Genomic DNA, 12,620 nt, shown 5'->3' with positions numbered 1-12,620 from the left:
TGGGTGCTCGTTCGTCCGCGGGCCGTCCCCAACTGGTCGCGCAGTTCCCCGCGCCCCTTAAATGCGCCCCTGCGGGGCGCCCCTGCAGGGGCGCGGGGCTGTGACATGTGCGGCTCCGCTGCGTGGGCGCGACCAGCCCCCATCCACCCGCGGGCGAATAACCCGCCCCAGGCAACGGTTAGCATCCTGCGTGACCGCCGACACCAGTTCTCCGCCCAGAACCCGCATACTCGCCGACCTCACGCCCCTCCGCAGCTCCCCGGACTACCGCCGGCTGTGGTTCGGGAACACCATCTCGTGGGTGGGGCAGGGGATGACCTCCCTGGCGATCTCGCTCCAGGTGTACGACATCACGGAGTCCAGCTTCAGCGTCGGGCTCGTGGGGCTGTTCTCCCTCGTGCCCCTGATGGTGTTCGGGCTGTACGGCGGGGCGATCGCGGACACCGTGGACCGGCGCCGGCTCGGGCTCGCCAGTGCGTCCGGGTCCGCCGTGCTGTCGGCGGGGCTCGCGGCCGCCGCGATCGCCGGGTTCGCGCACGTGTGGTTCCTGTACGGGATCGTCGCGCTGCAGTCCGTGTGCGCGGCCCTCAACGGGCCCGCGCGGTCCTCGATGATCCCCCGGCTGCTGCCTCCCGAGCAGCTTCCGGCCGCCAACGCGCTCAACTCCGTCACCATGACCTCGGGCATGCTGCTGGGCCCGATGCTGGGCGGGCTGATCGTCGGGTTCGCCGGGTACCAGTCGGCGTACCTCATCGACGCCGTCACCTTTGCCGCCTCGCTCTACGCGATGTGGCGGCTGCCGTCGATGCTGCCCGACCGGGACCGTACGGCCGCCAAGCGGGCCTCCGTCCTCGACGGGTTCCGCTTCCTCGCCACCCGGCCCAACCTCCGGATGACGTTCTTCTCCGACTTCTGCGCCATGATCCTGGCGCACCCCCGCGCCCTGTTCCCGGCCGTCGCCGCGCTCTGGTACGGGGGTGACGCCCGCACCACCGGCCTCCTGGTCGCCGCGCCCGCGCTGGGCGCGCTGCTCGGCGGGGTGTTCTCGGGGTGGCTCGGCCGCATCCACCGGCACGGGCTCGCGATCCTGCTGGCCGTGGGCGCGTGGGGCGCCGCGATCGCCGTGTTCGGGCTGACCCGCGACCTCTGGCTGGGGCTGTTCTTCCTCGCCCTCGCGGGGTGCGCCGACACCGTGTCCATGGTGTTCCGCAACACCATGCTCCAGGTCGCCGCGCCGGACGAGATGCGGGGGCGGCTGCAGGGCGTCTTCATCGTCGTCGTCGCCGGCGGACCCCGGCTCGGGGACTTCCTCGCGGGCACCACCGCGGACCTGGCCTCGCCCACGGTGGCCGTCACCGGCGGCGGCCTCGCGTGCGTGCTCGCGGTGACGCTGCTCGGCGTCACGCGCCGCCGGTTCGCGCGGTACGACGCCAGGGACCCCGAGGCCTGAGTTCGTCTGCGGGCCGTCCCCAACTGGTCGCGCAGTTCCCCGCGCCCCTTAACCCTCGTTTGTCCGCGGACCGTGGTCGGTTGCTCGCGCAGTTCCCCGCGCCCCTGAGATGCGCCCCTGCGGGGCGCCCAGGGGATTGCCGCGGAGCGGCATTCAAGGGGCGCGGGGAACTGCGCGACCAGCCATCCACGGTCCGCAGACGAACTCAGCGGGGTGCAGGGGCCGCAGGCCCCGCAAACGGGGGCCGGGGCCTCCACCCCCACCCACCCCCGGAGGGTTCAGGGAAGGGGCGGGGTGGGGGAGACCACCCCCCGGGCCAAACCGAGGCGTACCAGGTCCTGGGGGCGGAGCCCCAGTTGGTCAGCCGTCCCCCGGACTTCATCCGCACCCCGCTTCAAGATCGCCGCCGCCAACTCCGGCCCGATCACGGAGAAGTAGCTCGACGGAGTCAGCCAGGTGCGGCCGGGCGCGGCGAGCGCCAGGGCGCCGCCCGAGCCGCCCTCGCCGATCACCAGCGTGGTGACCGGCACCCCCACCCCCGCCACCGCGGCGAAGCAGTCCGCGATCGCCGCACCCTGCCCCGCCCGCTCCGCCGCCGCGTCGTTCGCCGCGCCCGGTGTGTCGACCAGGGTCAGGACGGGGACGCCGAGGCGGTCGGCGAGGCGCAGGAGGCGGGCGGCGGTGCGGTAGCCCGCCGGGCGGGTCGCGGTGCCGGCCTGGGCCGCGTACGCGACCGTACGCCCGCCCCGCTCCCCGAACCCGCACAGCATCCCCGGGTCCACGCCCCCGCACCTGTCCCCGCTCAGCGGGAGGCGGAAGGTGAAGTACGCGTCCAGGTACGCCGACGCCCGGGGCCGGGACGGCGCGCGCGCCTGTGACACCGCCTCCCAGCCCGTCCCCGGCAGGCCCGAATCGCCGAGCGCGGCGGGCACTTCCGCCGGGGCCGGGCCGTCCGGCGCCCCGCCGCAGAGCAGCCCCAGCCACCTCCCCAGCACCCCGCGCAGCTCCGCCACCGGCACCACCGCGTCCACCGCCCCGGCCGCCAGCTGCCCCTCCGCCGCGTACGCCGTCGGGTCCGCGTCGGCGGGCCGTACCCGCGACCCAGCGAACCCCACCTGCGCGCCCGGCAGCGCCAGGACGACGTCCGCGCCCGCGCCGAGCGTGGCCCAGCCGCCGCCCGTCGTCGGGTCGCGCAGGACCGCGATCTGGGGCAGCCCGGCCGACCGCAGCAGGATCGACTGGCGGGCCACCCGCTGGAGTTGGGTGAGCGCGACCATGCCCTCCTGCATCCGGCTGCCGCCGGTCGCGATCAGCGAGACCAGCGGCAGCCGCAGCTCCCGCGCCGCCCGGTACGCCGCCTCCAGGCGGTCACCCGTACGCTCGCCCAACGACCCGCCCAGGAAGCCGAATTCGAAGGAGAGCACCACACAGGGTCGCCCCTCCACCTCCGCCCGGCCGTAGATCACCGACTCGTGCTCGCCGGTGCGTTCCGTCGCCCGGGCCCGTGAGGCGGCGTACCCGTCCCACCCGAGCGGGCCCTCCACCGCCGTCTCCCGCTCCGGCGCGTGCAGCTCCGTGAAAGCGGACGTCGCCGCCTCGATCGCCGCCCTGGCGCTGGGGCGGTCAGCCATTCCCGTTGCCCAGCGCGCGCTTCATGATCTTGCCCATGTCGTTGCGCGGCAGCGCCTCCAGGAAGCGGACCGTACGCGGCCGTTTGTGCGGGGAGAGCTGGGCGGCGACGTGCCCGGCCAACTCCTCGGGCGTGGGCGGGGACTGGGGGTCGGCCGGGACCACCCACGCCACGATCCGCTCCCCGAGGTCGGCGTCCGGCTCCCCGGTGACGGCGGCCTCGCGCACCCCGGGGTGGTCGAGCAGCGCGTTCTCGATCTCGCCCGCCCCGATCTTGTACCCGCCGCTCTTGATCAGGTCCGTCGCCTTGCGGCCGACGATCCGTACGTATCCGTCGGCGTCCAGGCTCGCCATGTCGCCGGTGCGGAACCAGCCGTCGTCGGTGAACGCGCCGGCCGTGGCGTCCGGCCGGTTGAGATAGCCGCTGAACAGGTTCGGGCCGCGCACCTGGATCTCGCCGATGCCGTCCGACTCGTCCGCCAGGCGCAGTTCCACGTCCGGCAGCGGCACGCCGACCGTCCCGGGACGTGGCTCGCCGTCCACCCGTACGCTCGTGTTCATCAGCGTCTCGGTCATCCCGTACCGCTCGATCACCGTACGGCCGGTCGCCGCCGCGATCCGCCGGTGGTCGTGGACCGGCAGCGCCGCCGAACCCGACACCAGGAGCCGCGCCCCCGCGAGCGCCTTCGCCAACTCCCGGTCGGTGTCGAGGGATTCGGCGATCCGGTGGTACATCGTCGGCACCCCGAACAGCATCGTCGCGCCCGCCGTCAGCTCGCGGGCCACCCCCTCCACCGAGAACCTGCCCAGGTGCCGGACCGAGCCGCCGCGCCGCAGCGGGCCGAGGACGCCGAGGATCAGGCCGTGGACGTGGAAGAGCGGCAGGGCGTGTACGAGGACGTCGTCGGGCGTCCACGCCCAGACCTCCGCGAGCGCGTCGAGCGTGCCGGAGATGGCCCGGCGGGGGAGTACGGCCCCCTTGGGCGGGCCGGTGGTGCCGGAGGTGTAGACGATGAGGGCGGGCGACTCGGCGTCGTCCGGCTCGGCGGCCGGCAGGTCCGCCGCTCCCGCCGTCGCGACCACGTCGATCCTGGTCAGCGCCGCCAGCGCGGGAGGCAGGAGGTCTCCGGGGGCGGCCAGGACGGTCGAGGGCGCGCTGTCCGCCAGGATGTGCGCGAGCTCACGCTCGCCCGTCTTGGGGTTCAGCGGTACGGCGGGCACCCCGGCCAGCAGCGCCGCGACCACCCCGACGGCCGTCTCCAGGGTCGGGGTCGCCCAGACGGCGACCCGGCCCGCCCCGGCGAGCCTGCCCGCCAGGGCGCCCGCCGCCCCGGCGAGTTCGGCGTAACTGAGGGTGTGCTCGCCGAACCGAAGGGCTTCCTTCGCGTCGGCGGTCCGTAGCGCGGGAAAGAGAGGGGACACGGAAAGGGCTCCTCGCGAGTCGACGGCACCGGCCCTGAAGGGCCATCGGAAACCCTACGCGGCACCGCGATCAAGGAAGCGGCAGCGCCACCTTGACGGCATACAGCGCCACCAGCCCGTAGCCGAGCCGGAACGTCCACATCCGGGCCGCGTCGGAGATCCGCGCCCCGGCGAACCCGCTCGCCGCGACGAGCAGTTGCTGCCACACGAAGGACGCGGCGAACACGGCCGAGACGAACACGGCCCCGCTGCCGCCGCCGTGGAGGGTGCTGCCCTGGGCGGTGGTGAGGGCGGTGAAGTAGAGGGCGGTGGTGGGGTTGACGAGGGTGAGGGCGGCGAAGCGGGCGAAGGTACGGGCGGGGGACCGGGCCGGGAGCGGGTCCTCCCCTTGGCCGGGGGGCCGGGCCGGGAGCGGGCCCTCCCGTTGGCCGGGGGAGTCGCGCGTTGGGGGTCTGCGCGACCCCCAGAGCCCCCGCCCCGCGATCACGGCCAGTACGGCCGCCGCCGCCAGCCGTACCCACGCCTCCACGCCCGACAGCGTCGCCGCGATCCACGGGCCCAGCGCGGTGGCCGCCGCCGCGTACGCCAGGTCGACCACGGCCACCGCCGACGCCGCCGCGACGGCTCCGCGCCGGTCGCGCATGCCTTCCTGTACGAGCAGCACCCCGACCGCTCCCACGGGCATGGCCACACCCAGCCCGGCGGCGGCACCGGCCAGGGCGGTCGTCCACATCGCGCTCATGGGGATACTTTCCGGCCACGTCGGCCGGGTACGCATCCGAATTTGGCCCGGTGTTTGTCTGCGGGCCGTCCCCAACTGGTCGCGCAGTTCCCCGCGCCCCTGAGAACCCTCGTTCGTCTGCGGACCGTGGCCGGTTGCTCGCGCAGTTCCCCGCGCCCCTAAGAATGCCGCTGCGCGGCAATCCCCTGGGCGGCCCGGAGGGGCGCTTTTAGGGGCGCGGGGAACTGCGCGACCAGCCACCCACCGGCCCGCAGCCGCCGACGCACATCAAACCGCCCCCTACCGCGGCGCCTCCCAAACCACCGTCCCCTCCCCATCGTCCGTGACGGTGAGCCGTACACCGGGCCGCCCGTCCGCCAGGACAACGGTCACGTCGACCACGACCGCGACGGACGACACCCCCGCACGCCGATGCGCCGCGGCCAGCGCGCCGCGCAGGGCCGACAGCAGCCGCCCGGCCACCGCGTCGTCCAGAACCGCGTCCACCGCCCCGGAAAACCGCACCGACGGCCGGAACCCCAGCAGCGCCCCCGCGCCGTCCGTCTCGCGCAGCACCCGCCCCCGTACCGTCGTCGGCGCGTCGGCGGGCGGCTGCTGGAGGGCGAAGATGGCGGTGCGGACCTCCTGGATCGTGGAGTCGAGCTCGTCCACCGCCCGGGTGAGCAGCTCGTCCGTGTCGTCGCCGGACCCCTTCGCGGCGCGGCGGCGCGTCGACTCCAGCATCATCTCGGTCGCGAACAGCCGCTGGACGACCAGGTCGTGCAGATCGCGGGCGATCCGGTCGCGGTCCTCGTACACCGCGAGCCGCTCCCGGTTGTGCTGCGCGTCCGCGAGGACCAGCGCGAGCGCGGCCTGCGAGGCGAACTGCGCGGCCAGCAGCCGGTCCACCGCCGTGTACGGTTCGGCCCCGCGCCGCCGGGGGAGCGCGAGCGTACCGATGAGCTTGCCGCCGCTCTGCAGCGGCAGCATCATGCTCGGCCCGAACCGGCTCCGTACATGCGTGGTCATCCGGGGGTCGGTCGCCGAGTCCTCGATGAACACCGGCTCGCCGCCGAGCAGTTGGACCAGGACGGGGGAGCCGGGCGCGATGGTCGTCCCCACGATGTCGCCCGGGTCGTCCGGCGCGGACGCGGCGACGATCTCCATGCCGCCCTCCCGGGTGGGCTGGAGCACCACCCCGGCCGCCGCGTCGGCGAGCAGCCGGGCCCGCTCGGCGACCGTCATCAGCGCGTCCGCCGCCGTGTCACCGGTCAGGAGCGAGGTGGTGACGGCGGCGGCGCCCTCGATCCACCGCTCGCGGCGCCGGGCCGTCTCGTAGAGGCGGGCGTTGCCGATGGCGATCCCCGCCTGCGAGGCGAGCACCCGCAGCAGCGCGAGGTCCCCGTCGGTGAACGGGCCGCCGTCCTTCTCGGTGAGGTAGAGGTTGCCGAACACCTCGGTGTGTACGCGGATGGGGACGCCCAGGAACGAGCGCATCGGCGGGTGGCCGGGTGGCACGCCCGAGGAGCGCGGGTCGGCGGTGAGGTCGTCGAGCCGCAGCGGGCGCGGGTCCTGGACGAGCGCGCCGAGCACCCCGGTGCGCCCGTCCGGGAGCGCCCCGATCCGCTCCCGCTCGGCGTCGGTGAGCCCGGCCGTGAACAGCTCGGTGAGCCGGCCGCGCTCGGGGTCGACGACGCCGAGCGCCCCGTACCGGGCGCCGGTCAGCTCGGCCGCGGTGTCCACGATGTGCTGGAGGGTGGTGCGCAGTTCGAGCTCGGAGCCGACGCCGAGGACGGCTTCGAGCAGGACGGGCAGGGGTGCCCCGTCCCCGGACCGGTCGTCCGCGCGCACCGCACCCCTCTCCCTGTGCTCTTGCGCCCCTTGCCTCACTCGGCCAGCGGGTCGAGGACCATCGGCTCGATCTTGCCGTCCAGCATCGCGCCGAGGCCCAGGATGGCGCAGACGTCCGGGCGTTCGGCGATGGCCACGGGCATGCCGGTCGCCTTGCGCAGCATCTGGTCCAGGCCCGGCAGCAGGGCGCTTCCGCCGACCATCATGATCCCCCGGTCCGCGAGGTCCGCGACCAGGTCCGGGGGGCAGTCGCGCAGGACCTTGCCGATGCCGTCGAGGACGGCGGTCAGCGGGGTGTGGATCGCGTCGCGGACAGCCGCGGTGTCGACCTGGACCGAGCGGGCGAGGCCGGTGGCGACGTCCCGGCCGTGGATCTCGGTGGAGGCGGGGCCGTGCGGGGTCAGCCCGTTGCCGCTGAGGGCGAGCTGGAGGGGGCGCACGGACTGGCTCGGCAGCATCAGCTCGTGCTGGTGGCGCAGGTGCTGGATGACGGCGTGGTCGATCGCGTCGCCGCCGACCGGGATCCGCTCGGCGGTGACGATCGCGCCGAGCGAGAGCACCGCGATCTGAGTGGTGGCCGCGCCGCACACCATGATCATGGTGGCGGTCGGCTGCTCGACCGGGAGCCCGCAGCCGACGGCCGCCGCGATCAGGGTGTCGACCAGCTCGACCCGGCGGGCGCCGAGTCCCACCAGGGTCTCGACGGCGGCGCGCTGGGCGAGCGGGTCGGCCTCGTGCGGGGTGCAGGCGGCGGCCCGCAGCCCCGGCTTGCGGCGCAGCTGGCGCCGCAGCTTCTCGCCGACCAGATGCCGCAGCATGCGCTGGGCCATCTCGATGTCGACGACGGTGCCGCCGGTGACGGGCCGGGCGACGCGGATGTAGTCGGGCGTACGGCCCGTCATCTTCTCGGCGAACGCGCCGACGGCGATCAGTGCGCCGGTACGGGTGTTGACGGCCGCGACGCTTGGCTCGTCCACGACGAGTCCCAGGCCCTTGACGAATACGCGCGTCCTCGCGGCCCCGAGGTCGACGGCTACATGGCAACGGCGCAACTGCTCCAGACTGACGGTCACGGCGATCCTCCCGAGTGGCGGCTCTTGATCGAATCGTCCGGCGGCGGGGGGCGCCGCGCGCGCTGGGATGAGCCGGTCGGGCGTCGGCTGACAGAGTGCGAGTTCCCTCCGGGGGAGGGCCGATTGGGGGACTGTGGGGGGTGGGTCGGTGCGCCTGCGGGGGGTTGGGGGGGGGGCTTTCAGCGGCGGGCCGTCTGTGGCTTGCCCCTGCTTTGGCCCGGTGTTCGTGTGCGGGCCGGTGGGTGGCTGGCCGCGCAGTTCTCCGCGCCCCTTTCTTGGGCCCGGTGTTCGTGTGTGGGCCGGTGGGGGGGCTGGTCGCGCAGTTCCCCGCGCCCCTTAGGGGGACGTGGCTGCTCAGCGCGGCAAGGCCCAGCGCACCGGTTCCGCCGAAGTGGCGCCCCCGCCGACGGGCACCCCCTAGGGGCGCGGGGAACTGCGCGCTCAGCCACCGACGGCCCGCAGGCGAAGTCGCTCAGCGAGGCAGAGCTCGGCGCAACGGTCCTGCCGCTCGGCAACCTCCTAGGGACGCGGGGAACTGCGCGCTCAGCCACACACAACCCGCAGGCGAAGTCGCTCAGCGAGGCAAAGTTCGGCGCCACGGTCCCGCCGCTCGGCAACCCCCTAGGGGCGCGGGGAACTGCGCGCCCAGCCACCCCACAACCCGCAGACGAAGCACGCACCCCTCACCCCAACACCCGCTGCAACAACCCCCACGAGAACTCCGCCACACACGTCCCCCCGCCGGGGACCGTCAGCTCCAGTTGCCAGCGGGTGGGGGCGCTGCCCTCCATCGGGCGGGCCGGGGGGAAGGCGCGGGCGGCCTCGTCCACCGTGCAGGACCACGGGCGCAGGTCCGCCGCCGTCCGCAGGGCGGGGCCGGGCTCGCCGGGCGCGCGGACCAGCCACTCGTTCCACACCGTGCCGTCCGGTCCGGCCAGCACCTCGAACCGCAGCGTCGGCCACAGCGGCACCGGCCACAGCCGGGCCTCGCACTCCAGGTCGCCGACCTTGCGCGGGGCCACCGTCTCGGGCTCGCCCAGCACCGACCGGTACCGCGCGGCGGCGCCCCGGGAGCGCGGCGAACGGCTCATCGCCTGCCAGCGCCGGTTGGCCTCCCGCATGGCGGCTGTCGACACCCCCAGCTCGCGGCGGGCGTCGTCGACCAGCTCCGGCTGGTGGTCCGCCATCCGCCGCAGCAGGACGAGTTGGAAGTCGAGCGGGCCGAAGTGGTGGGGCTGCGCGTCCGTCATGACCCCATCCTGCCCGGCCCCACCGACAACGCACCGAACGCCCGACTTCGTGCCCCCGACGCGCCGTGGAAGAAGGGGTTCCACACAAGATCCACACATTCCCGGCCCCAATTGTTGACCGCTCCCCGCATAGCCTCCGTTGGCCATGGATTACTGCCACGCCTGCCGACGGCACCTCAACGGCGCACTGGCCTGCGCCGGATGCGGCACCCCCGCGGAGGAACTGCGGCAGCCCGAAACCATCGACCTCGGGGTGTACGAGGCCGCCGCATCCGGTGCGGCCCCGGCCCCCGTCGTCGGTCACCGCCGCGCGCGCCGCGAACCGCCCCGGGCGGCCCGCCCGCGCCGCCGCGCCCGCAAGCAGCGTGGCCGCCTCGTGCTGTTCGGCTCGGCGGGTGTGGTCCTCGCGGCCGGTGCGCTGGGGCTCGCGCGGCTCGCCATGGAGCCGCCGCCGGACGACCGGGGCGCCGCCACCTCCGTACACGAGGAGGAGCAGATCTCGCAGGAGTCGTCCGCGCCCGCTCCCGACGCGAGTGATGTGGGCGGACCCAAGCGGCCGAGCGCGGTGCCGGCCGGGAACGGGCACGGCAAGCAGCATCCGCGTCCGGGCGGTACGCACCCCGGGCCGGGCGGCGGCACCGGCAGCGGCACCGGTCCCCCCTCCCCGGGCGGCTCGCACCCCGCCACCGGCCCGACCGGCGCGCCCAGCGCCCCGGCGCCCACGCCGACGGGCCCGGACGGCTCCCCCTTGCCGTCGACCTCGCCCCAGCCGTCGACCTCGGACGCCCCGCCGCCACCGGCGCCGCCCCCCTCGCCGACCCCGACCCAGACGTGCAACCGCTTTCTCTGGTGGTGCCTGTAGTTTCGCTGCGGGCCGTGGGTGGCTGGCCGCGCAGTTCCCCGCGCCCCTGAAAATGCCGCTGCGCGGCAATCCCCTGGGCGCCCCGAAGGGGCGCTTCCAGGGGCGCGGGGAACTGCGCGACCAGCCACCCACCGGCCGGCAGACGAAGACCGGGCTCACTGCCCCAGCATCCGCCGCAACAGATCCCGCAGCACCGTCCGCTCGTCGGTCGACAGCTGCGCCAGCGGTTCGCGGGCGAAGTCCAGGGAGTCGCGCAGGCGCGCCGCCGTCGCCAGGCCCTCCTCCGTCGGGGCGGCCAGCTTGACCCGGCGGTCGGCCGGGTCGGGGCGCCGCTCGACCAGACCGCGCGCCTCCAGCCGGTCGATGATCCCCGTGACGTTCGACGGCTCGCACTTCAGCTTCCGCGCGATCTGCCGCATCGGCACCGGCTCCAGCGAGAGCAGCCCGAGGACGCGCGCCTGCGCGCCGGTGAGCGCGTGCTCGGCGGCGGCCCGCTCGTACTCCTCGTGGTAGCGCGCCACCACCGAGCCGATGAGTTCGACGACTTCGACGGTGAGGGGATCCATACGCATGGCCATGGGTACCAGCGTACCGAGTTACTTGACAATCTCAAATATCCAGGAGCATGGTTGTTTCAGTACCTGAAGTAATCCGCCGGATCCGGCGCCCGCAACGCAGGAGGACGCACCCTCATGTCCGCACCGTCCGCACTCCCCGCCACCAGCCGTGAATGGCACCTCGTCGCCCGCCCGCACGGCTGGCCCGTCCCGGCCGACTTCGCGCTGCGCGAGGTCCCGGTCGCCGCGCCCGCCGAGGGCCGGATCTTGGTCCGCAACCTCTTCATGTCCGTCGACCCGTACATGCGCGGTCGTATGAACGACGTGAAGTCGTACATCCCGCCGTTCCAGCTCGACAAGCCGATGGACGGCGGCGCGGTGGGCGAGGTCGTGGCCTCGAACGACGAGCGCTTCGCCGTCGGCGACCATGTGCTGCACGGGCTCGGCTGGCGCGAGTACGCCGATCTGGACGCCAAGCACGCCACCAAGGTCGACGCCTCGCTGGCCCCGCTCTCCACGTACCTCGGTGTGCTCGGCATGACGGGCCTGACCGCGTACGCGGGCCTGTTCGACGTGGCCTCCTTCAAGGAGGGCGACGCGGTCTTCGTCTCCGGCGCGGCCGGTGCGGTCGGCAGCCAGGTCGGCCAGATGGCCCGCCTCAAGGGCGCCTCGCGGGTGATCGGCTCGGCCGGTTCCGACGAGAAGGTGAAGTGGCTGGTGGAGGAGCTCGGCTTCGACGCCGCCTTCAACTACAAGAACGGCCCGGTCCGCGACCAGCTGCGCGCGGCCGCCCCGGACGGCATCGACGTCTACTTCGACAACGTCGGCGGCGAGCACCTGGAAGCGGCGATCTCCTCGCTGAACGTGCACGGCCGCGCCACCATCTGCGGCATGATCGCCGGCTACAACGACACCGAGCCGACCCCGGGCCCGCGCAACATGGCCATGATCATCGGCAAGCGGCTGCGGCTCCAGGGCATCCTCGTCGGCGACCACGCGGCGCTCCAGCCGCAGTTCGTCCAGGAGGTGGCCGGCTGGATCGCCTCCGGCGAGCTGAAGTACGGCGAGACGGTCGTCGAGGGCATCGACAACGGCGTGGAGGCGTTCCTCGGCATGCTCCGGGGCGAGAACACCGGAAAGATGGTCGTCTCGCTGGGCGAGTGACCTCTGCCACGCCCGTGGAACCGTGAAGACCTTATCGGATGACTTCCGCCATCCGATAAGGTCTTTCCACATCCCGGGCTGTCGTGGGCGCGAGCGGCCGGGAACGACCAGGAGGAGCACCCAGCATGTCCATCCAGCAGTCCGACGTTCTGTACACCGCCGTCGCCACCGCCGAGAACGGCCGGGACGGCCGGGTCGCCACCGACGACGGCTCGCTCGACGTGGTCGTGAACCCGCCGAAGGCGATGGGCGGCAGCGGCGCGGGCACCAACCCGGAGCAGCTGTTCGCGGCCGGTTACAGCGCCTGCTTCCAGGGCGCCCTCGGGGTGGTCGCGCGCCAGGAGAACGCCGACATATCCGGCTCGACGGTCACCGCCGAGGTCGGCATCGGCAAGAACGACGACGGCTTCGGCATCATCGTCAAGATCTCCGCGGCCATCCCGAACGTGGACGCGGCCACCGCGCGCGACCTCCTCGAGAAGGCGCACCAGGTGTGCCCGTACTCGAAGGCCACGCGCGGCAACATCACGGTGGACCTCGCGGTCGCCTGACGTCCCCGTTCTGTACGAAGGGCCGCACCCCGGCACATGGGGTGCGGCCCTTCGCCGTGTTCCGGAGCGGGGAACTCCCGTACGAGAGGG

11 protein-coding genes are annotated in these 12,620 nt (G+C 74.1%); 4 read left to right on the top strand and 7 right to left on the bottom strand.

Annotation, left to right across the window (positions count from 1 at the left end):
• The first annotated feature begins 190 nt into the window (after nt 1-190).
• Nucleotides 191-1,450, top strand: a complete 1,260-nt coding sequence (locus BX283_RS15395; RefSeq protein WP_257582852.1) for an MFS transporter — start codon at nt 191-193, stop codon at nt 1,448-1,450.
• Nucleotides 1,451-1,728: 278 nt separating this feature from the next.
• On the opposite strand, the gene BX283_RS15390 is transcribed toward BX283_RS15395, so the two are convergent.
• From BX283_RS15390 to BX283_RS15365, 6 genes are all read right to left on the bottom strand, one after another.
• Nucleotides 1,729-3,081, bottom strand: coding sequence for a carboxyl transferase domain-containing protein (locus BX283_RS15390; RefSeq protein ID WP_101388188.1), 1,353 nt, complete (start codon nt 3,079-3,081; stop codon nt 1,729-1,731).
• Nucleotides 3,074-4,501 (bottom strand): acyl-CoA synthetase, encoded by a 1,428-nt coding sequence (locus BX283_RS15385; RefSeq protein WP_101388187.1) that lies wholly within the window; start codon nt 4,499-4,501, stop codon nt 3,074-3,076. Before BX283_RS15385 ends, BX283_RS15390 begins: the two co-directional genes overlap by 8 nt.
• Before the next feature lie 70 nt (nt 4,502-4,571).
• Nucleotides 4,572-5,243 (bottom strand): hypothetical protein, encoded by a 672-nt coding sequence (locus BX283_RS15380; RefSeq protein ID WP_143676429.1) that lies wholly within the window; start codon nt 5,241-5,243, stop codon nt 4,572-4,574.
• Between the two features lie 279 nt (nt 5,244-5,522).
• Nucleotides 5,523-7,073 carry a GAF domain-containing protein gene (locus tag BX283_RS15375; RefSeq protein ID WP_101388185.1) on the bottom strand — a complete coding sequence of 517 codons (1,551 nt, stop codon included), beginning with the start codon at nt 7,071-7,073 and terminating at the stop codon, nt 5,523-5,525.
• A 35-nt stretch (nt 7,074-7,108) separates the two neighbouring features.
• Nucleotides 7,109-8,146 (bottom strand): rod shape-determining protein, encoded by a 1,038-nt coding sequence (locus BX283_RS15370; protein ID WP_101388184.1) that lies wholly within the window; start codon nt 8,144-8,146, stop codon nt 7,109-7,111.
• A 683-nt stretch (nt 8,147-8,829) separates the two neighbouring features.
• Nucleotides 8,830-9,396, bottom strand: a complete 567-nt coding sequence (locus tag BX283_RS15365; RefSeq protein WP_101388183.1) for a hypothetical protein — start codon at nt 9,394-9,396, stop codon at nt 8,830-8,832.
• Between the two features lie 145 nt (nt 9,397-9,541).
• On the opposite strand from BX283_RS15365, the gene BX283_RS42160 reads away from it, so the two are divergent.
• Nucleotides 9,542-10,258, top strand: coding sequence for a hypothetical protein (locus BX283_RS42160; RefSeq protein WP_180357164.1), 717 nt, complete (start codon nt 9,542-9,544; stop codon nt 10,256-10,258).
• A 155-nt stretch (nt 10,259-10,413) separates the two neighbouring features.
• On the opposite strand, the gene BX283_RS15355 is transcribed toward BX283_RS42160, so the two are convergent.
• On the bottom strand, nt 10,414-10,836 hold the full coding sequence (locus BX283_RS15355; protein WP_101388182.1) for a MarR family winged helix-turn-helix transcriptional regulator: 423 nt from the start codon (nt 10,834-10,836) through the stop codon (nt 10,414-10,416).
• 114 nt (nt 10,837-10,950) lie between these two features.
• Between BX283_RS15355 and BX283_RS15350 the strand changes: the two genes are divergently transcribed.
• On the top strand, nt 10,951-11,979 hold the full coding sequence (locus BX283_RS15350) for an NADP-dependent oxidoreductase (protein WP_101388181.1): 1,029 nt from the start codon (nt 10,951-10,953) through the stop codon (nt 11,977-11,979).
• 125 nt (nt 11,980-12,104) lie between these two features.
• Nucleotides 12,105-12,530: an organic hydroperoxide resistance protein gene (locus BX283_RS15345; RefSeq protein WP_101388180.1), complete on the top strand. Its 426-nt coding sequence runs from the start codon at nt 12,105-12,107 to the stop codon at nt 12,528-12,530.
• Nucleotides 12,531-12,620 lie beyond the last annotated feature (90 nt).

Source organism: Streptomyces sp. TLI_146 (assembly GCF_002846415.1).
In the GTDB taxonomy this organism is placed as follows: Bacteria; Actinomycetota; Actinomycetes; order Streptomycetales; family Streptomycetaceae; genus Streptomyces.
The sequence above is the reverse complement of the archived record's forward strand: the minus strand, read 5'-3'. Positions and strand labels throughout refer to the sequence as shown.